The organism is Micromonospora ferruginea (genome assembly GCF_013694245.2).
Classification (GTDB): domain Bacteria; phylum Actinomycetota; class Actinomycetes; order Mycobacteriales; family Micromonosporaceae; genus Micromonospora; species Micromonospora robiginosa.
Genome location: NZ_CP059322.2, coordinates 5,613,911 through 5,638,953, shown reverse-complemented (window position 1 = coordinate 5,638,953; position 25,043 = coordinate 5,613,911). Strand labels below are relative to the sequence as shown.

At 69.9% G+C, this 25,043-nt stretch carries 18 protein-coding genes and 3 rRNA genes; 9 read left to right on the top strand and 12 right to left on the bottom strand.

Annotation, left to right across the window (positions count from 1 at the left end; all coding sequences use genetic code 11):
- Positions 1-53: 53 nt before the first annotated feature.
- The 3 genes from H1D33_RS25090 to nudC form a co-directional block, all read right to left on the bottom strand.
- A complete protein-coding gene (locus H1D33_RS25090; RefSeq protein WP_181570829.1) occupies positions 54-1,565 on the bottom strand; it encodes a DUF6114 domain-containing protein in 1,512 nt (503 codons plus the stop codon).
- Positions 1,566-1,645: 80 nt separating this feature from the next.
- Positions 1,646-2,233, bottom strand: a complete 588-nt coding sequence (locus H1D33_RS25085) for a DUF6230 family protein (protein WP_181572593.1) — start codon at positions 2,231-2,233, stop codon at positions 1,646-1,648.
- A gap of 414 nt (positions 2,234-2,647) precedes the next feature.
- Positions 2,648-3,571 (bottom strand): NAD(+) diphosphatase, encoded by a 924-nt coding sequence (gene nudC / locus H1D33_RS25080; protein WP_181570830.1) that lies wholly within the window; start codon positions 3,569-3,571, stop codon positions 2,648-2,650.
- Positions 3,572-3,758: 187 nt separating this feature from the next.
- Here nudC and H1D33_RS25075 point away from each other — a divergent pair, with 187 nt between their 5' ends.
- Entirely contained in the window at positions 3,759-5,573 is a 1,815-nt protein-coding gene (locus H1D33_RS25075; protein WP_181570831.1) for a VanW family protein, read from the top strand.
- A 57-nt stretch (positions 5,574-5,630) separates the two neighbouring features.
- Here H1D33_RS25075 and H1D33_RS25070 read toward each other — a convergent pair whose 3' ends face one another.
- From H1D33_RS25070 to H1D33_RS25050, 5 genes are all read right to left on the bottom strand, one after another.
- Positions 5,631-6,257 carry an NADPH-dependent F420 reductase gene (locus H1D33_RS25070; RefSeq protein WP_181570832.1) on the bottom strand — a complete coding sequence of 209 codons (627 nt, stop codon included), beginning with the start codon at positions 6,255-6,257 and terminating at the stop codon, positions 5,631-5,633.
- Positions 6,258-6,460: 203 nt separating this feature from the next.
- Positions 6,461-6,577: ribosomal RNA gene (gene rrf, locus H1D33_RS25065) — 5S ribosomal RNA — on the bottom strand.
- 74 nt (positions 6,578-6,651) lie between these two features.
- A 23S ribosomal RNA gene (locus tag H1D33_RS25060) occupies positions 6,652-9,761 on the bottom strand.
- A 374-nt stretch (positions 9,762-10,135) separates the two neighbouring features.
- Positions 10,136-11,650: ribosomal RNA gene (locus H1D33_RS25055) — 16S ribosomal RNA — on the bottom strand.
- The 16S, 23S and 5S rRNA genes sit together here, the layout of an rRNA operon.
- A gap of 661 nt (positions 11,651-12,311) precedes the next feature.
- Positions 12,312-12,593: an SCO4848 family membrane protein gene (locus H1D33_RS25050; RefSeq protein ID WP_414685439.1), complete on the bottom strand. Its 282-nt coding sequence runs from the start codon at positions 12,591-12,593 to the stop codon at positions 12,312-12,314.
- A 152-nt stretch (positions 12,594-12,745) separates the two neighbouring features.
- On the opposite strand from H1D33_RS25050, the gene H1D33_RS25045 reads away from it, so the two are divergent.
- From H1D33_RS25045 to H1D33_RS25030, 4 genes are all read left to right on the top strand, one after another.
- Positions 12,746-13,189 (top strand): PRC-barrel domain-containing protein, encoded by a 444-nt coding sequence (locus H1D33_RS25045; RefSeq protein WP_181570833.1) that lies wholly within the window; start codon positions 12,746-12,748, stop codon positions 13,187-13,189.
- A gap of 245 nt (positions 13,190-13,434) precedes the next feature.
- Positions 13,435-15,153, top strand: a complete 1,719-nt coding sequence (argS, locus tag H1D33_RS25040; protein ID WP_181570834.1) for an arginine--tRNA ligase — start codon at positions 13,435-13,437, stop codon at positions 15,151-15,153.
- 222 nt (positions 15,154-15,375) lie between these two features.
- Positions 15,376-17,973, top strand: coding sequence for a carbohydrate binding domain-containing protein (locus H1D33_RS25035; protein ID WP_181570835.1), 2,598 nt, complete (start codon positions 15,376-15,378; stop codon positions 17,971-17,973).
- 113 nt (positions 17,974-18,086) lie between these two features.
- Positions 18,087-18,617 (top strand): alpha/beta hydrolase, encoded by a 531-nt coding sequence (locus tag H1D33_RS25030; protein WP_181570836.1) that lies wholly within the window; start codon positions 18,087-18,089, stop codon positions 18,615-18,617.
- Here the strand turns inward: H1D33_RS25030 and H1D33_RS25025 are convergent.
- The 4 genes from H1D33_RS25025 to H1D33_RS25010 form a co-directional block, all read right to left on the bottom strand.
- Complete coding sequence (locus tag H1D33_RS25025; RefSeq protein WP_181570837.1) at positions 18,614-18,907, bottom strand: DUF4287 domain-containing protein; 294 nt, start codon at positions 18,905-18,907, stop codon at positions 18,614-18,616. The two genes, H1D33_RS25030 and H1D33_RS25025, sit on opposite strands and share 4 nt — an antisense overlap.
- 111 nt (positions 18,908-19,018) lie before the next feature.
- Entirely contained in the window at positions 19,019-19,300 is a 282-nt protein-coding gene (locus H1D33_RS25020; RefSeq protein ID WP_181570838.1) for an SCO0607 family lipoprotein, read from the bottom strand.
- Between the two features lie 48 nt (positions 19,301-19,348).
- Positions 19,349-20,491: a glutathione-independent formaldehyde dehydrogenase gene (locus H1D33_RS25015; protein WP_181570839.1), complete on the bottom strand. Its 1,143-nt coding sequence runs from the start codon at positions 20,489-20,491 to the stop codon at positions 19,349-19,351.
- 208 nt (positions 20,492-20,699) lie between these two features.
- Positions 20,700-21,674 (bottom strand): AraC family transcriptional regulator, encoded by a 975-nt coding sequence (locus H1D33_RS25010; RefSeq protein WP_181570840.1) that lies wholly within the window; start codon positions 21,672-21,674, stop codon positions 20,700-20,702.
- Between the two features lie 196 nt (positions 21,675-21,870).
- On the opposite strand from H1D33_RS25010, the gene H1D33_RS25005 reads away from it, so the two are divergent.
- Genes H1D33_RS25005 through H1D33_RS24990 form a run of 4 tightly spaced genes read left to right on the top strand, consistent with a single transcriptional unit; the run spans position 21,871 to position 25,042 of the window.
- Positions 21,871-22,290, top strand: a complete 420-nt coding sequence (locus H1D33_RS25005) for a TOBE domain-containing protein (protein ID WP_181570841.1) — start codon at positions 21,871-21,873, stop codon at positions 22,288-22,290.
- A 35-nt stretch (positions 22,291-22,325) separates the two neighbouring features.
- The gene (modA, locus tag H1D33_RS25000; RefSeq protein WP_246411883.1) at positions 22,326-23,129 is read left to right on the top strand and encodes a molybdate ABC transporter substrate-binding protein; all 804 of its coding nucleotides are present in this window, start codon (positions 22,326-22,328) and stop codon (positions 23,127-23,129) included.
- A 6-nt stretch (positions 23,130-23,135) separates the two neighbouring features.
- Positions 23,136-23,987, top strand: coding sequence for an ABC transporter permease (locus tag H1D33_RS24995; RefSeq protein ID WP_181570842.1), 852 nt, complete (start codon positions 23,136-23,138; stop codon positions 23,985-23,987).
- A complete protein-coding gene (locus H1D33_RS24990) occupies positions 23,984-25,042 on the top strand; it encodes an ABC transporter ATP-binding protein (protein WP_181570843.1) in 1,059 nt (352 codons plus the stop codon). The genes H1D33_RS24995 and H1D33_RS24990 overlap by 4 nt, the downstream gene beginning before the upstream one ends.
- Position 25,043: the final 1 nt, after the last annotated feature.

Genomic DNA, 25,043 nt, shown 5'->3' with positions numbered 1-25,043 from the left:
GGCCGGGAGCCGGAGGGTGGTTCCTCCGATTCCCGGCCGTTTCGTCGTGCCGGTCAGGCCAGGTCGAGCCGGAGCACCGGCTGGGCGGTGAGCGACTTCGAGTGCTCGTAGGCCAGCTCGATCACCGGGTCGTCGAAGCTGATCGGGATCGGCGAGGTGATCGGGATGCCGTCCGGGAAGGGCAGGTCCGGCGTCAGCGTGATCTTGATGCCGAGCAGGTGCCCGACGAACCGGGTGGCGTAGAAGGCGACGTCGCCCTCGACGGTGAGCCGGTCCGTGACGTACCGCTGCTTCTTGCCGGCCGGGCCGCTGGCCAGCAGCGTGAAGTCGTCCGTGACGGCCTTCTTCATGGTGAACTTCAGGCACTTCAGCTTGCCGTCGTGGGTGGGCAGCTCGACGATGCCCTCGAAGCGCAACCCGGTCATGGTCACCTTGGAGCCGGTGAGCCGCGACGGCGGGTCGGCGACGATCGGCTGGTCGGGGTCGGCGGCGAGCTTGGGCAGCGGCTTGCCCTCCTCGACCGGCTTCGGCTTGGTCGGCGCCGGTTCGGCGCAGTCGTCGCCGGACGTCGCCGGGGAGGACGGCTTCGCGCTTCCGCTGGGCTTCGGCGTGGCGCTGCCGCTCGGGGACGCGGCAGCGGCCGCCGCCGTCGAGGGCGACGGGGACGGCGACGCCTCGGTCTTGTCGTTCCCGCCGGTGAACAGGCCGGTGATGCCGTCGACCAGGTCGGTCAGCAGGTTGCCGTCCGACTCCGGGGCCGGCTCGGCCGGCGCGGTGGTGCTCGGGCTGGCCGACGGGGAGGCCGAGGCGGTCTTCGAGGCGGACGGCTTCGGCGCGGGCGCCGTCGTGGTCGGGCAGGCCGCCGGCGCGGCGAGCGCGGGTCGCTCGTCGCGGACCGCGACCAGTCCGGCCGCGGAGACCGCGAGGACCAGCAGGATCGCGTACGCCCGGGGCGGGTGCCCCGGTCCGCGCGGCGCGTCCGGTCCGGCCGGTTCGACGGGCGACGCCTCGCGCAGCGGGTTACGCGGCGCCGGCAGCGTGTCGGTGAGGACGCCGGTGGTCTCGTCCTCCCGTTGCCGGGGCAGCAGTTCGTCCACCAGGGCCGGCTCCGGCTCGTCGGCCGGCTCCTCCACCGGCTCGTCGACCGGCTCCTCCACCGGCGTCACGGTGGCGTCCTTGCGCGGCACCCAGGCGAAGCCGAGCGCGCTGCCGATCATGCCGAGCAGCAGGCCGATGAAGAACCCGCCGAGGTTGACCCCGATCAGCGAGTAGAGCGCGGTGATCGCCGCGACCACCGAGTAGAACATCCGCTGGGCCGGGCTGAACCAGAGCAGCATGCCGCAGGTCACGAGGATGGTCGGGACGAGCCAGGACAGGAAGCCGGTGGGCCCCATCTGGAACGTGAGGCCGTTGAGGCTCATCTGGGTGGTGGCGAAGATCTCCAGGCCGGCCAGGGCGGTGAGGAGACCGCCCCAGAACGGCCGCGCCCGGCGCCACCGGCGGAAGCCACGCCACGCCTGGCCGAGCCGACCGGGCCGGGCCTGCTGCGTTTCGGCGGTTGTCACGTACTCCTCCTGGCGGTGCTGACGGGGTGCGACATGGTTGAGGCCCGCGGAGGGCGCCCTCCGCGGGCCTCGCCATCAGATCAGAAGCATTCCTTGGCGTCCTTGCCCACGTTGACCTTCAGCTTGAGGCCGTTGAGGGTGAAGACGCCGGCGCTGGTGGAGCGGGCCACCTGCTCCAGCTTCGTGATGGTCACCGAGTCGGCGCTCTGCCCGAACGCGCCGGGCTGGCCCTTCGCCTTGTTGAGGTCGTTGGCGTCGCGGCCGATCTGGATGTTCTCGAAGGTGGCGTCACCCTCGAGCGACTCCATGTCGATCAGCAGGTTGGTGGCGGTGGCCGGCTTGCCGCCGCCACCGGCGTTGATGGTCAGCACGATCGGCACGCCGGGGATGCTGGCGTTGACCGACTGGCAGAGGTCGTAGAGCTTCGCGTCGGCGATCTCGGAGACGGCGACCGGGTGCTGGGTGCCGTTCTTCTCCTGGACCAGGCCGCCGTACTGCTTGAAGCCGTTGCCCTCCAGCTTCGAGGCGCCGACCTTGAAGGTCTGGCCCGACACCGCGAACGACGCCGCGATGGCGCCGTTGGCCATGCCGAGCACGATGCCGCCGGCCACGACGGTCGCCGGGACCATCATCGCGGCGAAGCGCCGCCAGCGGGTGCCACCACTCATCTGGCGGTTCTCCGATTCACTCACAAGGTCCTCCTCGACGGGGGTGCGTCTCCGGACGCGGGACGCGACGCGGGACGGAAAGCTGCGGGGCGGCGCGGGAGGCCGTTGTGCCGAACGGACCGCGCGGTTCGCGGATTGGATGCTCTCGCGAAGCGACAGACCTCACAAGTCCCTTGCTACTGACGGGTAACACAGTTGTGGTATCAAGATCGCCTACGGTTACCAACGGTTAACGTCCCGGCGACAAGGAGCCCCGGACAAACCGTCGCCATTACGACACGATGGCGGACAGGTTTCACCTGTGGTAGCCGTCACGGCAAAACATCACAGTTCGATAACGGCGAGCTGACAAGCCGCTGAGGGTGAGGCCCCGCTCACCCGTCCGGTCAGCCCCGGCCACCGACCGGAGGCCGATCAGCCCCGCCCGTCCAACCACGACCCCAGCAGGTGGCGGTCGATCGAGTCGATCCGACCGAGGAGCCGCCCGGCGGCGACCCGGTCGCGCAGCTCCGCCCGGGTGAACCAGCGCGCCTCCACCACCTCGTCGCCGTCCACCCGCACCCGCGTCGACACCGCCGTGGCGCGGAAACCGACCATCAGCCCGGCCGGGAACGGCCACGCCTGCGAACCCTGGTAGGTCACCTCGCCCACGGCCACCCCGGCCTCCTCGTCCAGCTCCCGCCGGACCGCGTCCTCCAGGCTCTCGCCGATCTCCACGAACCCGGCCAGCGTCGACCAGGAGTCCTCCGCCGCGCCGCGGTGCCGGGCCAGGAGGCACCGCTCCGGCTCGCCGGGCGCCTCGACAAGCATGATGACCGCCGGCTCGATCCGCGGGAACAGCAGCCGACCACAGCCGGCACCGGCGCAGGAGCGGGTGTGGCCGCCCGTCCCGGCCACCGTCGCCGCGCCGCAGGTGCCGCAGAACCGCTGGCCGCGGTGCCAGTGCAACAACCCCTTCGCGTACGCCTGGACGGCCGCCTCGGCCGGCTCCAGGCCGCCCACCAGCGCCCGGACGTCCACCGCCTCGGACGCGCCGGCCAGCGCGCACGCCTCGTCGCCCTCCCGGCCGGACAGGTCGGCGGCGAACACCGCCCGCCCCGCGTCCAGCCCGAGGAAGACCGTCTGGTCGGCGGCGGCGAGCACCTCGCCGGCGTCCACCGCCGCCGGGCGTACCAACGCCCGCCCGGCGTCCACGAGGCACCGGTCCCGCCACAGCGGCAGCACCACGCTCCCCGGGTCGCTCAGCCGCTCGGCGAGCCACGCGGCGTCGCCGCGCAGCGCCGCCGCCCGGTCCAGCCACCCACCGCCGTACGCCACCACCCGGTCGTCCGTCCGCACCCGCCCACCGTGTCACGACCAGGACCGGAACGGGGACCCGAAACGGGTGATCGGCGCGACACCCCCGCACGCCCGACACGACCTCCCCGCCGGAGACTCCCGACCGGCCCGAGCGTTGGTTACCGTAGGTGTCTCCCGCGGGGGAAGCAGTCCCCGCACGCGTATTCCCGATGAGGTTGCAGTGACGATGAGCGGCGAGAAGATGCCGGCTGCCGACGACCGGCCCACCGTCAAGGTGGCGGCGGTGAGCTGGCCCGGAGTCGAGCTGGAGCCGGTCGCCACACCGCCCGCCGCCGACGGCGGGAAGCCGACCCGCTCCCGACGCGCCCGGCTGCTGCTGGCCGGCGGGCTCACCGCCGCGCTGCTCGCCGGCGGGATCGGCCTCGGCGCCTACGCGTACGCCGGTGACGTGCCCCGGGGCACCGAGGTGCTCGGCACCGAGCTGGGCGGGCGGAGCCGGGCCGACGCCGCCCGGGCGCTCCGCGCCGAGCTGGAACGCCGGGCCGACGCGCTGAACGCGCCGGTCGGCGTGACCGTGGGCGAGAAGAAGGCCGAGCTGAAGCCGGCCGACGTCGGGCTCGCCATCGACGTGGACGCCACCGTGGCGGCGGCCGCCGCCGCCGACGCGCACGCGGTGAGCCGCCTCGTCGGCTCCCGCACGGTGGAGCCGGTGGTGACCGTGGACGCCGAGCGGTTGGGCGCCGCGCTGCGCAAGGTGATGGGCAGCCAGGGGCGCGAGATGACCATGCCCACCGTCATCTGGACCGGCACCACGCCGAAGCCGGTCTACCCGAAGCCGGCGCTGACCGTGGACACGGCCGGCGCGACCGAGGCCGTCACCGCGGCGTGGCTGGCCGCCCGGCCGGTCACCGTGCCGCTGGTGGAGAAGTGGCCGGCGACCTCCCGGGAGGAGGTCGACCGGCTCGTCACCGAGCTGGCCCGGCCGGCCGTCGCCGCGCCGGTCACGCTCACCACCGAGGGCGGCTCGGTCACCATCCCGCCGGCCGCCATCGCGCGGGCGCTGCGTTTCTCGACCGACGACGACGGCAAGGTCACCCCGCGGGTCGACGTCAAGCGGCTGCGCACCGCGCTCGGCGGCAAGCTGGGCAAGCTCGAGGTGGAGCCGCGTGACGCCGGGCTGACCATCACCGGGGGCAAGCCGAAGGTGGTGCCCAGCCGGGCCGGCCGCCAGGTCGACGCCGCCGCGCTGGGCCCGGCCCTGCTCGCGGTGCTGCCGAAGTCGACCGACCGCACGGTCACCGCCGCCCTCAAGCCGGCCACACCGGAGCTGACCGAGGCGAAGCTGGCCGAGCTGGGCATCAAGGAGCGCGTTTCCACCTTCACCACCCGGTTCACCGGCGGCCTCTCCTCCCCGCGCAGCCAGAACATCGTGCAGGCGGCCAAGGACGTGGACGGCACCATCGTGAAGCCGGGGGAGACGTTCTCGCTCAACGCCCACACCGGCGAGCGCGGCTATGACCAGGGCTACCAGGACGCGCCGACGATCGTGAACGGCAAGCTGGTGCCGGGCGTGGGCGGCGGCGTCTCGCAGTTCACCACCACGCTGTTCAACGCCTCGTACTACGCCGGGATGGAGGACGTCGAGCACAAGCCGCACTCGTTCTACTTCAGCCGCTACCCGGCCGTGATCGAGTCGACCATCTACTGGCCGCAGCTCGACTTCAAGTTCCGCAACAACTCGCCGCACGGCGTGCTCATCGACACCTCGTACACGGGCAGCTCGATCACCGTGTCGATCTGGAGCACCAAGATCTACGACAGCGTGAAGACCGAGTACGGCCCGCGCCGGAACGTCACCCAGCCGAAGACCGTCTACCTCAAGCCCGGTCCGGACTGCATCGCCGCGGCCGGTGGTGTCGGGTTCGCCCAGGACGCGTTCCGGGTCATCAAGAAGGACGGCAAGGTCATCAAGCGGGAGAAGTTCAGCTGGCGCTACGACGCCGAGCCGCGCTTCATCTGCGCCCCGGACCCCGGCGCCTGACACCTGACACGCGAGAAGGCCCCGCCGAGGCGGGGCCTTCGTCGTGCTCGGTGCCGGTCAGGGCCGTGCCGCGGCCAGCCCCTCCCGGACGCCGTCCGCGTCGCGGTCGGTGCCGTAGACCGGGGTGTCCGGCTGCTGCCGCCAGCTCTCGTCCAGGGTGCCCGCGTCGACCGGGTCGAAGCCCAGCTCGTCCACCAGGCCCATGACGACCCGCTTGGCGTCCTCGTCGTCGCCGGCCACCGGCAGGGCGATCCGACCCGCCGTGCCCGCCGGCTTGCCCTGGTCCATCAGGTGCGCGGCCTGGATGTTGTTGAACGTCTTCACCACCCGGGCGCCCTTGAGGTGGTCGGCCGTCCACCGGCTGGAGCTGAGGCTGCGGTCCAGCAGCTCGGCGACGTCGCCGTCGCGCTGCGGGTAGTAGTTGTTGGCGTCGACGACCAGCTTGCCGTCGAAGAGCGCGGCCGGCAGGTCCGGCACCGCCTTCAGCGGGATCGCGACCACCACCAGCTCCGCACCCTGGACCACCTCCTCCAGGGCGGCGGCCCGGGCGCCGGTCTCCGCGGCGAGGTCGGTCAGGCTCTCCGGGCCGCGGGAGTTGGTTACCGCGACGTCGTGGCCGAGTGAACGCAGACGACGGGTGAGGGTGCCCCCGATGTGCCCCGACCCGATGATTCCGATCTCCATGACCACTCCTGTACCCCGGCGGGTCCGTTCCGTGCACGAACCCGGCCGTACGCGATGTCACGTTTCTGGATCCGCCAGGCCGGCGGGGGACGCGCGGGGCGGTCCCGGCTCGACGGTACGAGATGCGGCGGGTCGGTCGTGGCGATTCCCGGCGGAAACGCAATGAGGGCCACCCCGTCGGGGGTGGCCCTCATTGAAAGATTGTCCGGCGGTGTCCTACTCTCCCACACCCTCCCGAGTGCAGTACCATCGGCGCTGGAGGGCTTAGCTTCCGGGTTCGGAATGTTACCGGGCGTTTCCCCTCCGCCATGACCGCCGTAACTCTATGAACATGTCAACCAACCCTCGGGTTGTTTGTTTGTTCTGAGTTGCACAGTGGACGCGTAGCAGCTTGGTAGTCAAGTCCTCGGCCTATTAGTACCGGTCAACTGAACCCGTTACCGGGCTTACATTTCCGGCCTATCAACCCAGTCGTCTAGCTGGGGGCCTTACCCCACAATGTGGGTGGGATACCTCATCTTGAAGCGAGCTTCCCGCTTAGATGCTTTCAGCGGTTATCCCTTCCGAACGTAGCTAACCAGCCGTGCCCCTGGCGGGACAACTGGCACACCAGAGGTTCGTCCGTCCCGGTCCTCTCGTACTAGGGACAGCCCTTCTCAAGTATCCTACGCGCACGGCGGATAGGGACCGAACTGTCTCACGACGTTCTAAACCCAGCTCGCGTACCGCTTTAATGGGCGAACAGCCCAACCCTTGGGACCTGCTACAGCCCCAGGATGCGACGAGCCGACATCGAGGTGCCAAACCATCCCGTCGATATGGACTCTTGGGGAAGATCAGCCTGTTATCCCCGGGGTACCTTTTATCCGTTGAGCGACACCGCTTCCACATGCCAGTGCCGGATCACTAGTCCCGACTTTCGTCCCTGCTCGACCTGTCAGTCTCACAGTCAAGCTCCCTTGTGCACTTGCACTCAACACCTGATTGCCAACCAGGCTGAGGGAACCTTTGGGCGCCTCCGTTACCCTTTAGGAGGCAACCGCCCCAGTTAAACTACCCACCAGACACTGTCCCTGAACCGGATAACGGTCCGAAGTTAGATACCCAAATCAACCAGAGTGGTATTTCAAGATTGCCTCCACCCATACTGGCGTATGGACTTCACCGGCTCCCACCTATCCTACACAAGCTAATTCAGATACCAATGTCAAGCTATAGTAAAGGTCCCGGGGTCTTTCCGTCCTGCCGCGCGTAACGAGCATCTTTACTCGTAATGCAATTTCGCCGGGCCTGTGGTTGAGACAGTGGGGAAGTCGTTACGCCATTCGTGCAGGTCGGAACTTACCCGACAAGGAATTTCGCTACCTTAGGATGGTTATAGTTACCACCGCCGTTTACTGGCGCTTAAGTTCTCCGCTTCGCCCCGAAGAGCTAACAGGTCCCCTTAACGTTCCAGCACCGGGCAGGCGTCAGTCCATATACATCGAATTACTTCTTCGCATGGACCTGTGTTTTTAGTAAACAGTCGCTTCCCCCTGCTCTCTGCGGCCATACAACGCTCCACCCGCGCGGGGCTTCACGTCTCCGGCCCCCCTTCTCCCTAAGTTACGGGGGCAATTTGCCGAGTTCCTTAACCACAGTTCGCCCGATCGCCTCGGTATTCTCTACCTGACCACCTGTGTCGGTTTGGGGTACGGGCCGCTAAGAACTCGCTAGAGGCTTTTCTCGGCAGCATAGGATCACTGACTTCACCTGAATCGGCTCGGCATCACGTCTCAGCCTACATGCACCGCGGATTTGCCTACGGCACGGCCTACACGCTTACCCCGGCACAACCACCGGCCGGGCTCAGCTACCTTCCTGCGTCACCCCATCGCTTGACTACTACCCGCCAGGTTCCCACGCTCCCCACCATCAACCCGAAGGTATCCGGCAGCTCGGGTGGTTAGCACAACGAGGTTCGTCAGGGTCGCTCTTTCGCGGGTACGGGAATATCAACCCGTTGTCCATCGACTACGCCTCTCGGCCTCGCCTTAGGTCCCGACTCACCCAGGGCGGATTAGCCTGGCCCTGGAACCCTTGGTCATCCGGCGGAAGGGTTTCTCACCCTTCTTTCGCTACTCATGCCTGCATTCTCACTCGTGCCGTGTCCACAACTAGGTCACCCCGTCGCTTCACCCCCGGCACGACGCTCCCCTACCCATCCACACACCTGCACCAGATATCAAGACCTGGCGAAGTTAAAATGTGAATGCCACAGCTTCGGCGGTGTGCTTGAGCCCCGCTACATTGTCGGCGCGGAACCACTTGACCAGTGAGCTATTACGCACTCTTTAAAGGGTGGCTGCTTCTAAGCCAACCTCCTGGTTGTCTATGCGACCCCACATCCTTTTCCACTTAGCACACGCTTAGGGGCCTTAGCTGGTGATCTGGGCTGTTTCCCTCTCGACTACGAAGCTTATCCCCCGCAGTCTCACTGCCGCGCTCTCACTTACCGGCATTCGGAGTTTGGCTGATTTCGGTAAGCTTGTGGGCCCCCTAGACCATCCAGTGCTCTACCTCCGGCAAGAAACACGCGACGCTGCACCTAAATGCATTTCGGGGAGAACCAGCTATCACGGAGTTTGATTGGCCTTTCACCCCTAACCACAGGTCATCCCCCAACTTTTCAACGTTGGTGGGTTCGGCCCTCCACGCGGTCTTACCCGCGCTTCAGCCTGCCCATGGCTAGATCACTCCGCTTCGGGTCTAGAGCATGCGACTGAATACGCCCTATTCAGACTCGCTTTCGCTACGGCTCCCCCACCCGGGTTAACCTCGCCACATGCCACTAACTCGCAGGCTCATTCTTCAAAAGGCACGCCGTCACCCCGTAAGGCTCCGACGGATTGTAGGCGAACGGTTTCAGGTACTATTTCACTCCCCTCCCGGGGTACTTTTCACCATTCCCTCACGGTACTCGTCCGCTATCGGTCACCAGGAAGTATTTAGGCTTACCAGGTGGTCCTGGCAGATTCACGGCAGATTTCAGGAGTCCGCCGCTACTCGGGAACACCCACAGAAGACCAGCAGCTTTCACCTACCGGACTATCACCGTCTACGGTCAGCCATTCCAGACTGTTCGACTAACCACTGGCTTTGTAACTTCTCGACTGTGTGTCAGCACAATCAGCAGGGTCCCACAACCCCGACCACGCAACCCCTGACAGGTATCACACGCCGCCGGTTTAGCCTCAATCCGCTTTCGCTCGCCACTACTCACGGAATCACTAAATTGTTTTCTCTTCCTACGGGTACTGAGATGTTTCACTTCCCCGCGTTCCCCCCACACACCCTATGTGTTCAGGTGCGGGTGACATCACATGACTGATGCCGGGTTCCCCCATTCGGACACCCTGGGATCACAGCTTGGTTGACAGCTCCCCCAGGCCTATCGCGGCCTCCCACGTCCTTCATCGGCTCCTGGTGCCAAGGCATCCACCGTTCGCCCTTGACAACTTGACCACAAAGATGCTCGCGTCCACTGTGCAATTCTCAACAAACAACCAACCCACAACCCGACACGTCCCACACCAAACCCGGCAACCGCCGGCGGTATGCGAGACCAGGCCATGCCTGGCGCCCGACGAACCCTCACGGTCCGCTCCAAGGCTCCGAAGAAAACAACCGATGGTTGTTCCTTCAGGACCCAACAGGGTGCTTACGCTCCTCCCCAGCCGCACCAGAGGCATCCGTTCCCACCACCGAAGTGGCTGTACTAGGCACCCCCAGCCGTTGCCGAGGACAAACTTGCCAGTGTCTCCGCCATCTGAGCACCCCGACCCGACATTCGCAGGTCGCGGGCTCCATACCAGCTTTCGCTGGATGGTGCTCCTTAGAAAGGAGGTGATCCAGCCGCACCTTCCGGTACGGCTACCTTGTTACGACTTCGTCCCAATCGCCAGCCCCACCTTCGACGGCTCCCTCCACAAGGGTTGGGCCACCGGCTTCGGGTGTTGCCGACTTTCGTGACGTGACGGGCGGTGTGTACAAGGCCCGGGAACGTATTCACCGCAGCGTTGCTGATCTGCGATTACTAGCGACTCCGACTTCACGGGGTCGAGTTGCAGACCCCGATCCGAACTGAGACCGGCTTTTTGGGATTCGCTCCACCTCACGGTATCGCAGCCCATTGTACCGGCCATTGTAGCATGCGTGAAGCCCTGGACATAAGGGGCATGATGACTTGACGTCATCCCCACCTTCCTCCGAGTTGACCCCGGCAGTCTTCGATGAGTCCCCGCCATAACGCGCTGGCAACATCGAACGAGGGTTGCGCTCGTTGCGGGACTTAACCCAACATCTCACGACACGAGCTGACGACAGCCATGCACCACCTGTGACCGCCCCCGAAGGACCTTACATCTCTGCAAGTTTTGCGGCCATGTCAAACCCAGGTAAGGTTCTTCGCGTTGCATCGAATTAATCCGCATGCTCCGCCGCTTGTGCGGGCCCCCGTCAATTCCTTTGAGTTTTAGCCTTGCGGCCGTACTCCCCAGGCGGGGCGCTTAATGCGTTAGCTGCGGCACAGGGAACCGGAGAGGCCCCCCACACCTAGCGCCCAACGTTTACAGCGTGGACTACCAGGGTATCTAATCCTGTTCGCTCCCCACGCTTTCGCTCCTCAGCGTCAGTATCGGCCCAGAGACCCGCCTTCGCCACCGGTGTTCCTCCTGATATCTGCGCATTTCACCGCTACACCAGGAATTCCAGTCTCCCCTACCGAACTCTAGCCTGCCCGTATCGACCGCAGGCCTGGAGTTGAGCCCCAGGTTTTCACGGTCGACGCGACAAGCCGCCTACGAGCTCTTTACGCCCAATAAATCCGGACAACGCTCGCGCCCTACGTCTTACCGCGGCTGCTGGCACGTAGTTGGCCGGCGCTTCTTCTGCAGGTACCGTCACTTACGCTTCGTCCCTGCTGAAAGAGGTTTACAACCCGAAGGCCGTCATCCCTCACGCGGCGTCGCTGCATCAGGCTTCCGCCCATTGTGCAATATTCCCCACTGCTGCCTCCCGTAGGAGTCTGGGCCGTGTCTCAGTCCCAGTGTGGCCGGTCGCCCTCTCAGGCCGGCTACCCGTCGTCGCCTTGGTAGGCCATCACCCCACCAACAAGCTGATAGGCCGCGAGCCCATCCCAGGCCGAAAAACTTTCCACCACCAACCATGCGATCAGTAGTCATATTCGGTATTAGCCCCGGTTTCCCGGGGTTATCCCAAAGCCTAGGGCAGGTTGCTCACGTGTTACTCACCCGTTCGCCGCTCGAGTACCCCGAAGGGCCTTTCCGCTCGACTTGCATGTGTTAAGCACGCCGCCAGCGTTCGTCCTGAGCCAGGATCAAACTCTCCAACAAAAACTTTGTCGGACACAATGTCCTGGCAACAAAAGTGTTGCCAAAGGAATCCCAACCGAATCAGACCAAAGCCTGACCAGTCCGGGGTATAAAACAATTGGCACTGGCTTTACAAGCACCCTGTTGAGTTCTCAAAGAACAACCACACACCACACCGGAAACCCCCACCAGGAGGCCCCCGACCCGGGGCATTTCGTTCACCACACCCGCCGCTCTCGCGCCGGGCACTTTTACTACGTTACCGCACCGTCTTCGCCGTGTCAAACCGTGTGTCCCGGTCTGTCATGCTTCGTACGGGTTGGCGCCGGTGAGCACACGCAGCGGCGAACCCCTGCGTCTGATCATCGGATTTGGCAGGCCGGCCGCTGCGGTCTCCCGCAAGCTCGCCCGGTGCCCTGCCGGTCGACAACGTTACCCGGTCGGTTCCGCTCCGCCAAATCCGCCCTGCGGCGTTTCGCCGAGCCCCGCCCGGACCGCGTCCCTCAGGGGTGGAACACCCCCGGCGAACCCGGTCACCCGCTTGGATCGGCACCTCCGGGCTTTCGTCCCGTTTGCCCCGTTCCGCGCTGGCAGAGAGAAAGTTACGCGTCTGCGGGTTTGATCGTCAAATCCAGGGGTAGGGTCCCGCGTCACATCATCACCTGGCAGCTATATCCGCAGCTCAGCGCCGACCGGCACGACGAGTGGCGAGCCAGCCGCGCACGCCCAGCACTCCGGCCGTCGTACCGATGGCCAGGGAGGCGGCGATGAGAAGCGCGTGCACCCAGAGGAAGGCGGTCGGGGCGCCCTCGCCGACGGCGCCGGTCGACCAGGCCCGGGTGTCGTTCCAGATCGCGACCGCGAACCGCGGCCAGATCACCCAGGTCCACACCCCGACGCCCACCAGGAACAACGACCAACCACGCGACAGGACCATGGTCGGCCAGTATGCCAGCGGCACCACCTTCGAGGACGGTCACGACGGGCGATCCAGCGCCCGCCCGGACGCAGGAGACCGCACCACCGATCGGCCGGGTCCGCCCGCCCGGCCTCGTTTCCTCCGCCGGTCTTGCGGGCACTGTCCACGTGCCGAGACGACATCACGGAGGTGCCAGCATGCAGCCGTTCAATCCGTGGGCCTGGCGGGACCCGGCCGCACTCGCCGGTGGCTACGACCAGACGAGCCCGGACGACGTGCCACGCCAGCGCACCGAGGGCGGCGACGACCGGGTGGATGCGCCCGGCCCCGGCACGCCGATCGACCTCACCGGCTATCGGGTGGAGGCCACCGACGGCCGGATCGGCTCGATCGACGAGGCGAGCGAGGAGGCCGACGCGCGGTACCTGGTGGTCGACACCGGCCCGTGGATCTTCGGGAAGAAGGTGCTGCTGCCGGCCGGGACGGTGGCCCGGGTCGACCACCTGGAGCGCGTCGTGCACGTGGACCGGACCCGGGACCAGGTGAAGGACTCCCCGGCGTTCGACCCGGACGACTTCGCCCGCGCCGACTACCGGGAACAGGTCGGCACCTACTACTCGGAGAGCTACCGGCAGGGTTGAGCGCTTGCGCCACCCCCGGGCCGGGCGGTTACGCTGCCGGCATGAGCAGCTCGCAGGCGTACCCGACGGCGTCCCCCGACGTCCGGCTCGGCGCGCTGCGACGCCGGCGGTCCCGCGACCGCCTGCGCTGAGCCTTCCCTCTCCTGCGACCGGCGGATCGAGCCGCCGGTCCTCGTCGATCGTCCTCGCTCCGCCGCCTTCCATCCGGTGATCCGCGCGGCGGATCGAGCGAGATCGGCGTACCCATGGATCTTGAAAAGGTGTTGACCGACCGGCTGGCGCCGGCGTTCGCGGCGGTGGCCGGCGTGCCGGTGGACCCGGTCGTGCGGCGCTCGCAGCACGCGGACTTCCAGTCCGACGCGGCGCTCGCGCTGGCGCGGCGGCTCGGCCGGCCGCCGCGGGCGGTCGCCGAGGAGGTACGGGAGCGCGCGGAGCTGGCCGACCTGTGCGCGGCGGTGGAGGTGTCCGGGCCGGGTTTCCTCAACCTGACCGTGGCCGACCGGGCGCTCGGCGACCTGGTCTCCGCGCTGGCCGCCGACCCCCGGCTCGGGGTGCCGGTGGTGGCCGAGCCGGCGACCGTCGTGGTCGACTACTCGGCGCCGAACGTGGCCAAGGAGATGCACGTCGGGCACCTGCGGTCGACGGTGATCGGGGACGCCGCGGCGCGGACGCTGGCGTGGCTGGGACACCGGGTGTCGCGGGCCAACCACCTCGGCGACTGGGGCACGCCGTTCGGAATGCTGATCGAGCACCTGGTCGACCTGGGCGAGGCCGAGGCGGCGCAGGAGCTGTCCATGGGCGACCTGGACTCGTTCTACACCGCGGCGCGGGCGAAGTTCGACCAGGACGAGGCGTTCCGGGAGCGGTCGCGGCTGCGGGTGGTGGCGTTGCAGGGCGGCGACCCGGCGACGGTGCGGCTGTGGCGGATGCTGGTGGCGCAGTCCGAGAGCTACTTCCTGACCGTCTACGACCTGCTCGACGTGACGCTGTCCCGGGCCGACTTCCGGGGGGAGAGCAGCTACCACGATCTGCTCGCGCCGACCGTCGACGAGTTGGACCGGCTCGGGCTGCTGCGGCGCAGCGAGGGCGCCGACTGCGTGTTCCCGCCCGGCTCGGTGGGCCGGGACGGCGAGCCGTTGCCGCTGATCGTGCGCAAGTCGGACGGTGGCTACGGCTATCCGGCGACCGACCTGGCCGCGGTGCGGCACCGGACCGGCACGCTGGGCGCGACCCGGCTGCTCTACGTGGTCGGGCTGCCGCAGCGGCGGCACTTCGAGATGGTCTTCGCGACCGCCGCGCAGGCCGGCTGGCTGGCCCCGCCGGCCCGGGCCGAGCACGTCGGTTTCGGGTCGATCCTCGGGCCGGACGGGCGGATGCTGCGCAGCCGGGCCGGCGGGGCGGTGAAGCTGGTCGGGTTGCTGACCGAGGCGGTGGAGCGGGCCACCGCGCTGGCCCGGGAGCGGAATCCGGAGCTGGGCGAGGCGGAGGCGGCCGAGGTCGGGCGCGCGGTCGGCATCGGCGCGATCAAGTACGCCGACCTGTCCGGCGACCGGCACAAGGACTACGTGCTGGACTGGGAGCGGATGTTGTCGCTGGACGGGAACACCGCGCCGTACCTCCAGTACGCGTACGCCCGGATCCGGTCGATCTTCCGGCGGGCCGGGGTCGCGGCACGGCCGGACGCGGAGACGGCGCTCACCGAGCCGGCCGAGCGGGCGCTCGCGATCGAGCTGGCCGGTTTCGCGGCGGTGGTCGACACGGTGGCGGGCAGCCTGGAGTTCCACCACCTGGCCGCGTACCTGCACCGGCTCGCCGCCGCGTTCAGCGCGTTCTACGAGCGGTGTCCGGTGCTGCGGGCCGAGGGGCCGGTGCGGGAGAGCCGGCTTCTGCTGTGCGACCTGACGGCGCGGGTGCTGCACCAGGGGTTGGACCTGCTCGGCATCCGCACCCCGGAGCGGTTGTGAGCGGGCCTGACGGCTGCGGCGATCCGTTAACCGATTCAGCCCGAGGCAGCGTCCCGGCCGGGCTCGTGACGTCATCGATAACGTTCGAATAACGCGGTGTTTCCGACGCTTGACGCTCGTTACCTTAACCGGTTCAGTGAGCGATGGCGACGGCCGGACATCGACGGACGCCGTCGCCGCTCGGTCGCCGCCGGCCCCGGCGGCACAGTCGCGGAGGTTCCCATGACACTGCGCATCCGCCGGACCGCCATCGCGCTCGTCGCCGTGCTGGCGACCGGCGCGCTGTCCGCCCCACCGGCGGTCGCCGCCGGCCGGCCGGCCGCACCCGACCCACCCTCCCGGCGCGCCGACCCGGCGTTCGTGGTCCGCGACGGCACCCGGCTGACCGTCGCCGGCCGGCCGTTCCGGTTCGCCGGGCCCAACGCGTACTGGCTGGGCCTGGACGAGAACGTCGGCGGCATCGACCCGGCCGACCCGCCGGCCGTCGACTACCCGACCTACTTCCGGATCCGGGACGGGCTGACCACGGCCCGGCGGATGGGCGCCACCGTGGTCCGCGCGCACACGCTCGGCGTCTCCACCGGCCACCCGAAGTCGCTGGAACCCACGCTCGGCCAGGTCAACCCGGAGGCGTTCGACCGCATCGACTACGCGATCGCCGAGGCCGGCCGGCAGGGACTGCGGCTGGTCGTCCCGCTCACCGACAACTGGCAGTACTACCACGGCGGCCGGTACGACTTCCTGCGCTGGCTCGGGCTGAGCACCGACGACGACGGCGCGCTGTTCTACACCGACCCGGCCGCACGGGCCGCCTTCAAGCAGTACGTCCGCACGCTGCTCACCCACGTGAACCGCTACACCGGGAAGGCGTACGTCGACGATCCGACGATCATGGCGTGGGAGTTGGGCAACGAACTCAACGGGATGACCGCCGACTGGGTCGACGACCTCGCCGGCCACGTCAAGACGCTCGCCCCCCGGCAGCTCGTCGCGGCCGGCAGCCAGCACGGCACCGACCCCGCCGTGCTGGCCTCGCCGCACGTCGACATCAGCGACTCGCACTACTATCCGCCCACCGCCGCCGGCATCGCGGCCGACGCCGCCGCGGCCACCGCCGCCGGCAAGGTCTACATCGCCGGCGAGTACGGCTCCGGCCAGGCCACCGACGAGTTGCTGGACCAGGTCGCGGCCAACCCAGACGTCAGCGGCGCGCTGTTCTGGTCGCTCTTCGGCCACCACGACCACTCCGGCTTCGTGCCGCACGGCGACGGCTTCACCGTGCACTACCCGGGCGACACCCCGGCGATGCGGGCGGCCGTCTCGGCGTTGACCCGCTTCGCCGCGACGATGTCCGGACGCCCCGCGCCGGCGGTGACCGGCGACCGTCCGCTGCTGACCGCCGTCGACGCCGACTACGGCATCACCACGCTGCGCTGGCGGGGCACCGCGGGCGCAGCCGGCTACCTGGTGCAGCGACGCGGACCGGGCGGGGCCTGGGCCACCGTCAGCGGCGCCCGGCTGCTGAGCGCCGACGACGCACCCTGGTACGACCTGACCACGCCCGCCGGCCGGGTCACCTACCGGGTGGTGGCGGTCGACACCACCGGCGCCGCCGTGGCCGTGTCCGCGCCGGTCGGCACCGACCCGACGAGCGACCAGACGTACGACCCGCTGGAGGACTGGTTCGTCAGCGCCGGGCACAGCGACTCGCTGCGCCGCACGCCCACCGCCGACGGGGTGCTGGTGGCGCCCGCGCGGGGCCGGTCGGGCGAGCTGCGCTACCGCCGGGACGACCTCACCGCCGCCACCGTCACGGTCGCCTCCGCCGGACGCCCCCGGGCCGTGGTCGAGGTGTCCGCCGACGGCACGACCGGGTGGCGGGCGGTACGGCCCCGCGTCGACAAGGCCGGCCACGGCCGGTGGACGCTCTCCGTCACCGGGCTGCGCGCGGTCGGCGGGATCCGGGTGGTGTGGCGGCGCGACGCCCGCTTCGCCGTCGCCTCCGTCGCGTTGTCCGCCCGGTCGGACTCGGTGACCAGCACCGCGCCCGGCACGTTCGCGCTCACCGCGCCGGCGCCGGACTCGACCGGTGTCAGCCGCCTGGCGGCGCTGGACTGGTCGGCCGCGCCGGGCACCGCCTACTACTCGCTGACCGTCTCCGAGCACGCCGACCTCAGCGCACCGCTGGTGGCGGTGTCCGGCCTGCGTACCCCCGGTTTCACGCCGACCACGGCCTGGCCCGCCGGGGCCACCCTGCACGTGCGGGTCACCGCCACCAACGGGTACGGCTCGACCACCACGGACGCCGCGTTCACCAGCCGCGCCGACCTGCCCGGGGTGGTGGTCGACGACTTCGACACCTACCCCTCGGACGAGGCGCTGACCGCCGCCTACCCGCGCAACGGCGGCGGCGACCCGATCACCACCACGCTGGCCCCGGCCGGCGAGGGCAGCGGGCACAGCATGCGGCTGAGCTGGACCCCCGGCGCCAGCGGATACGCGGGCGTCATCCACAACCTGCCGGCCGCGCAGGACTGGCGCGGCACCACCGGGCTGCGGATGTGGGTCGAGCCGGGCGCGGACGGGCAGCAGGTGACCGTCCAGTTCGTCGCGTCCGGCTTCTACTGGGAGAAGACGCTGACGTTCACCGGCACGGAACCCCGGGTGGTGCAGGTGCCGTTCGCCGACTTCGCGCCGCCGCCGTGGGCCACGCCCGGCCCGCTCGACCTGGGTTCGGTCACGCAGTTGTCGCTCTACCCCGGCGGCACGACCGGGCCGAGCAGCCTGCGCCTGGACTCGTTCGGCGCGTACGCGTCGTGAACCCTCGGCGCCGGGCCGGGGCGTCGTGCCCGGCCCGGCGCCCCGCCACGGGCCACCGCGGTCCCCGACGAGCGGCTAGCGTGGACGGTCGACCCGACGAAAGGGAGGCGACCATGGCGGATCGGCGGGCGGTGCTCGCCCCGGGGCGCGGCTACGACACCCGGGGTCCGCTCTTCGTCTACCTCGGGGAGGCGTTGCGCCGGCTCGGCTTCGAGGTGCACGAGGTGACCTGGCAGCGGCTGGACGAACTGCGTCCGGACGCGGCCCCCGGCTTCGTGGCCGAGCAGCTCACGCCGGTCCTCGACGACGGCGTCGACCTGCTGGTCGGCAAGTCGCTGGGCAGCTTCGCCACCCCGTTCGCCGCCGACCGCGGCATCCCGGCGGTCTGGCTGACGCCGTTGCTGACCGACCCGGCCGTCCGCGAGCCGTTGGCGCGTGCCACCGCGCCGTTCCTGCTGGCCGGCGGCACCGCCGACACCCTGTGGGACGGCGAGGTCGCCCGCCGGCTCACCCCGCACGTGGTGGAGGTGGCGGAGGCCGACCACGCGCTGATGGTGCCCGGCCCGCTGGCCCGCTCCGCCGACGCGCTCGGCCGGGTCTGCACCGCCGTCGAGGCGTTCGCCCGAGGGCTCGACCCGGCCTAGTCGGCCGGCCGGGTGGCCTGGCCGTCCAGCCAGAGCGTGTCGCCGGCGTCGCGGTGCGAGCCGGTGGAGCCGACGTGCTTGGCGCTGATCCGCGGTCCGTTCCTGATGACGTGGACCAGGGCCATGGCGTGCCCGCGTCCCAGCCCGTAGTCGTGCTTCAACCAGTCCACGATCACGCCGGCCTTCACGCCCGCCTCCCCGTAGCCGTGTCGCTCGGCCTCCTGGACGAGGACGCGTGGGGTCTTGCCGGTCCGGTTCTCGATCGCGTCGAGGTACGCCTGAAAGGACATGCCCACAGCCTGCTCGCCCGCCGGAGGGCGATCAAGGCGCGGCCGCGGCACGAGCGTTGACCCGGAGGCAACGATCCCGGTCCGGATCCGACCGCTCTGCCGGCGGTGCGCTCACCGCTCGATGATGGCGTTGTTCTCGTCGATGCCGTGGGTCCGCCAGTAGACGTCCCACTCGTCGTCGACGTGCTGGGGAACCTTGCCCTCGGGATAACGGACGTACGGCGGGGTGGGCTCCTGGCCGTTCGGGAAGCAGGCGCTGCCGCCCTGCGCCCCGACCGCGATGGCCGGATACTCGCCGCTGCCGCAGATGGACTCCTCGAACGAGCAGCCGGCGGTGAGCATCAGCGCGCTCAGGCCGACCGCGGCCAGGGCGATCGAGATTCGGGTTCGCATGCGGAGAATTCTCGTCGCCCCGGCCGCCGCCGCCATCCGTACGCGTACTCAGTCGCCGGGGTGCAGCAGCACCTTCGTCCAGCCGTGCTCGCGCCGGTCGAAGTGCCCGTACGCCTCCGGCGCCTCGGCCAGCGGCAGCTCGTGCGAGACCAGGAACGACGGTTGCGCGCGGCCGGCGATGATCAGGTCGCGGAGCTGCCGGTTGTAACGCATCACCGGGGCCTGGCCGGTACCCATCCGCTGGCCCTTGGTGAAGAACGTGCCGTACTGCCAGCCGATGCGCCCCTCGCGCGCCCGCTTGTCCGGGGCGTTCGGGTCCTGCGGCACGTAGACGCCCACCACACCGATCCCGCCGGTCGAGCGGACCACGTCGACCAGGTTGTCCAGCACCAGTTCCGGATGCTCGTCGCCGGACGGGTCGTGCGCCTGGTAGCCGACCGCCTCCACGCCGCAGTCGGCGCCCACCCCGTCGGTGGCGTCCATGATCTGCTGTACCGGGTCGCCCTCGGCGAAGTTGACCGGGATCGCGCCGAGCTTGCCGGCCATGGCGAGGCGGTCGGTCTCCTTGTCCACCACGAACACCCGGTCGGCGCCCTTGATCAGCGCGCTGTGGGCGGCCATCAGCCCGACCGGGCCGGCGCCGAACACGGCGACCGTGTCGCCCGGGGCCTGGCCGGCGAGTTCGGTGCCGTGCCAGCCGGTCGGGAAGATGTCCGACAGCATGGTGAAGTCGTTCTCGTGCTCGGTGCCGGGCGGCAGGCGCAGCAGGTTGACGTCCGCGTACGGCACGCGCAGGAACTGCGCCTGCCCGCCGTCGTACGGGCCCATGTTGGCGTAGCCGTACGCCGCGCCGTCCATCCCCTCGGTCGGGTTGGTGCGCAGGCAGAAGCTGGTCCAGCCGTGCAGGCAGTTGCGGCAGGTGCCGCAGGCGATGTTGAACGGCACGGACACCCGGTCGCCGACCTTGATCCGGGTGAGCGCGTCGCCGACCGCCTCGACCACGCCCATGTTCTCGTGGCCGAGGATCTTGCCGGCCTCGACCGACGTGCGCCCCTCGTACATGTGCAGGTCGGAGCCGCAGATGTTGGTGGTGGTGATGCGGATGATCGCGTCGGTGGGTGCCTGGATGGTCGGGTCGGGCCGATCCTCGACGGCGACGTCGCGGGGACCTCGATAGACAAGTGCCTTCACGGTGAACCTCCAGATCGGTCGGCGGGTCGGGTCAGCCGAGGGCGCGGAGGCGCTCGGCGCTGGTGTCGCGGTGCAAGTCGAGGAACCCGTCCGCGTCCGGGCCGGCGTTCTGGAGAACGAGGTGGTCGAGGGAACCTGCTCCTCGCACTGACCTTTCCAGGCAGGAGCGCCGGAAACCGGCAGACCGGAAAAACCCCTGACCGCCGGCTCAGTCGCGCAGCGTGTCCCCGGGAGACCGCCCGTACGCCGCCCGGTAGTCCGCCGCGAACCGACCCGTGTGCAGGTAACCCCACCGGCGCGCGATCGCGGCCACCGTGTCCCCTGCGGCGCGCCCGGCGGCCGTCAGGTCCCGATGGGCCCGGTCCAGGCGCGCCCGCCGCAGGTAGGCGGTCGGGGTGATGCCGAGGTGCCGACGGAACGCCGCCTGCAGGGCCCGGGGCGTGACGCGGGCCGCCTCGGCGATCCGGGTCGCGGTGATCGGCTCGCCGGCGTGCGTCTCGATGAACGACACGGCACGGCGCACCGGGGCGGCGGTGAGCGTGACGCCGCCGCTGTGGCGGGACACCGCCATCGCCGTGTTCGGGAACGTGGCCAGCGCGACCGAGGCAGCCAGGTCGGCGGCGGCGCGCACCGCGAGCGGACTGCCCCAGTGCTCCTGGGGGCCGGTGAAGATCTGTGTCAGGTACGCGGTCGTGTCGCGCCAGAGGCGGCTCATCGCCACCGAGACCGGCGTCATCGCCTCGAAGCGGAAGTGAGCCGGATCGATGCCGGTACGCGCCGCGGCCACCTCGGTCACCGTCGCGCGATCCAGGTTGACGCTGTCGAGGTCGAAGTTCAGGCAGATGTTGGTCAACGGACGGCCGACCTGGTGCAGAAGCACATCGCCGGGACCGGTCCTCGTCACGTCCCGCCGGTCGCGCGTCTCCAGCCGCCCGGTCCGCATGACGATGATCAGCAGATGGTCCAGCGGTTCGAGCCGGATGTCGGCGTCCATGCCGTACCGCACCCGGCCCACCACGATCGGCCCGGCCCCGGCCGCCTCCTGCTGGTAGGTGAACCGGCGGCCCACCCGATGGAGCCGGAAGTCGTGGCCCACATAGAGCCGGCGCAGCACGTCGTGCGCCTCCCCAGCCTCGTGGGTGGTGTACGAGTAGCGGAACGGCGACCCCGCGTCCTCGGTCATCCTGATCGCCTCCCCGGTTCGGCGGACCGTCCTGTCGTCGCTCCCAACGAGGTCGCCACCCGTGCCGTTGCCGCACAGCAGGTCCGACGAACCCGACATCTATTCGCAGTTGAGAGCCCATATGCACGCTCAGGGCCGTAAGAGCGAGCCGGATTTGGCCTTCTCGCCGGCAGACGCGTGCGGGTAGGGTGCCGGCGTGACGGTTTTTCGGATCGGTGAGGCCGCCGAACTGCTCGGCGTCAGCGCCGACACGGTGCGTCGGTGGATCGACGCGGGTCGGCTGCCCGCCGCCCGCGACGAGCAGGGTCACCGGGTGATCGACGGCGTCGAGCTGGCCGGGTTCGTCCGCGAGCAGGCGGGCGAGGCCGACGGCCGGTCCGAGGAGTCGTCGGCGCGCAACCGCCTGCGGGGGATCGTCACCGCGGTCGCCAAGGACACGGTGATGGCCCAGGTGGACATCCAGGCCGGGCCGTTCCGGATCGTCTCGTTGATGAGCCGCGAGGCGGTCGAGGAGCTGGGCCTGCGGGTCGGCTCGGTCGCGGTCGCGGTGATCAAGTCGACCACGGTGGTGGTGGAGCGGTCCGCTCCGACCCACCGGAGCCGGGCCGGCGCGTGAGCACCGGGGCCGGCGTCCACGAGGAGGGGAAGTCGATGGGCTCACGTCTCGCCCGCGTCGCGCTGACCGGGGTGACCGCCCTGACGATGGCGGTGCCGGCCGGCTGCGGCGGCGGCAGCAGCAACGAGGCCGGCTCCGGGGCGGGTGGCTCGTCCTCCGGGGTGACCGGCTCGGTGACGGTGTTCGCGGCGGCGTCGCTGACCGAGTCGTTCACCACCATCGGTAGGGACTTCGAGGCCGCGAACCCCGGTGCGAAGGTCACCTTCAACTTCGCCGGCAGCTCCGCGCTCGCCAACCAGATCAACCAGGGTGCGCCGGCGGATGTGTTCGCCTCCGCCGCGCCGAAGAACATGCAGTCGGTCACCGACGCCGGTAACGCCGACGGCACCCCCGCCACATTCGCCAGGAACCAGCTCGTCATCGCCGTGGCCAAGGGCAACCCGAAAGGCGTCAAGGCGCTGACCGACCTCACCAGGCCCGGCCTGAAGGTGGCGCTCTGCGCCGAGCAGGTCCCCTGCGGCGCCGCGGCGACCAAGGCCCTGACCACGGCGAAGGTGAAGCTCACCCCGGTCACCCTGGAGCAGGACGTCAAGGGCGCCCTGTCGAAGCTGAAGCTCGGCGAGGTGGACGCCGCGCTGGTCTACCGGACCGACGCCAGGGCCGCCGCCGCCGACGTCGAGGCCGTGGAGTTCCCCGAGTCCGCCGGCGCGATCAACGACTATCCCATCGTCGTGCTGAAGAACGCCCCCAACCGGACGGCCGCGCGGGCCTTCGTCGCCTACGTCCGCTCCGACCAGGGCACCTCCGTCCTGACCACCGCCGGCTTCCAGGCCCCCTGACCGGCGATGACCTCGACCGGCGCCCACGACACGGCGGCCCGCCCCGAACCGGGGAGGCCGCCGCGTCGCCGCCGGGCACAACGGGTGCCGGCGGCCCTGCTGGCGCCGGCGCTGCTCGGCCTGCTGTTCCTGGTGCTGCCGCTGGCCGGGTTGGTGGTCCGGGCTCCGTGGACCAGCCTGCCGCAGCGACTCACCGAGCCGGGCGCGCTGACCGCGCTACGGCTGTCGTTGCAGACCGCCACCGCGGCCACCGTCGTGTGCCTGCTGCTCGGCGTACCCCTGGCGTGGTTGCTGGCCCGCGCCCGGTTCCCCGGTCGTCGGTTGGTCCGGGCGCTGGTCACGGTCCCGCTGGTGCTGCCACCGGTGGTCGGCGGCGTGGCGCTGCTGCTGGTGTTCGGGCGCCGGGGGCTGCTCGGCGAGTGGCTGGACGCCACGTTCGGCTTCTCGTTGCCGTTCACCACCACCGGGGTGGTCGTCGCGGAGGCGTTCGTCGCCATGCCGTTCCTGGTCATCGCGGTGGAAGGTGCGCTGCGCGGGGCGGACGCCCGCTACGAGGAGGCCGCCGCCACCCTCGGCGCCGGCCGCTGGACCACGTTCACGCACGTCACCCTGCCCCTGGTGGCGCCGGGCGTCGCCGCCGGCGCGGTGCTGTGCTGGGCGCGGGCGTTGGGCGAGTTCGGCGCCACGATCACCTTCGCCGGCAACTATCCCGGCGTCACCCAGACCATGCCGCTGGCGGTCTACCAGACCATCGAGGGTGGCGACCTGGACGGTGCGGTGGTGCTCAGCCTGGTCCTGCTGACCGTGTCGGTGGCCATCCTCGCCGGCCTCCGGGACAAGTGGATCACCAGCGCATGAGCCCGGTCGTGGACGCCCACCTGGTCGTCGAGCGGGGCACCTTCCGCCTGGACGTGCCGCTGCGGGTCGCCGCCGGTGAGGTGGTCGCGCTGCTCGGCCCCAACGGCGCCGGCAAGACCACCGCCCTGCGCGCACTCGCCGGCCTGCAACCGCTGACCGCCGGCCATCTGGTCCTCGCCGGGCGGGACGTCGACCGGCCCGGGCAGCGCCACTGGACGCCGCCGGAGCACCGCCCGATCGGCGTGGTCTTCCAGGACTACCTGCTCTTCCCGCACCTGAACGCGCTGGACAACGTCGCCTTCGGGCCGCGGCGGCACGGTGCCGACCGGCGTAGCGCCCGCCGCCGGGCGGCCGAGTGGCTGGACCGGGTCGGGCTGGGCGCCCAGGCGCGCAGCCGGCCGAGGCAGCTCTCCGGCGGGCAGGCCCAGCGGGTCGCGCTCGCCCGCGCCCTGGCCGTCGACCCGGTGCTGCTGCTGCTCGACGAGCCGCTCGCCGCGCTCGACGCGCGTACCCGGCTCGACACCCGCGCCGAACTCCACCGGCACCTCGACGCCCACCCCGGCGCCGCCCTGCTGGTCACCCACGATCCGCTGGACGCCCTGGTGCTGGCGGACCGGCTGGTCATCATCGAGGACGGCCGGGTCGTGCAGGAGGGCGACGCCGCCACCGTCACCGCCCGGCCGCGCACCGACTACGTCGCCCGCCTGGTCGGTCTCAACCTCTACCGTGGCGTCGCCGACGGCCACGCCGTACGCGTCGACGACCGGCTCACCCTCGCCGTCGCCGATCCCCTGCACGGCGACGCGTTCGTCGCGTTCCCCCCGTCGGCCGTCGCCCTGCACCCGCGCCGGCCGGACGGCAGCCCGCGCAACGCCTGGCCGGCCGTCATCGCCGGGCTGCAACGGCACGGCGACAACCTGCGCGTGCAACTGGACGGCCCGATCGCGGTCGCCGCCGACGTCACGCCGGCCGCCGCCAGCCACCTCGATCTGGCTCCGGGCCGGCCGGTGTGGGCCGCCGTGAAGGCCGCCGAGACGCGGGCCTACCCGGCCTGAC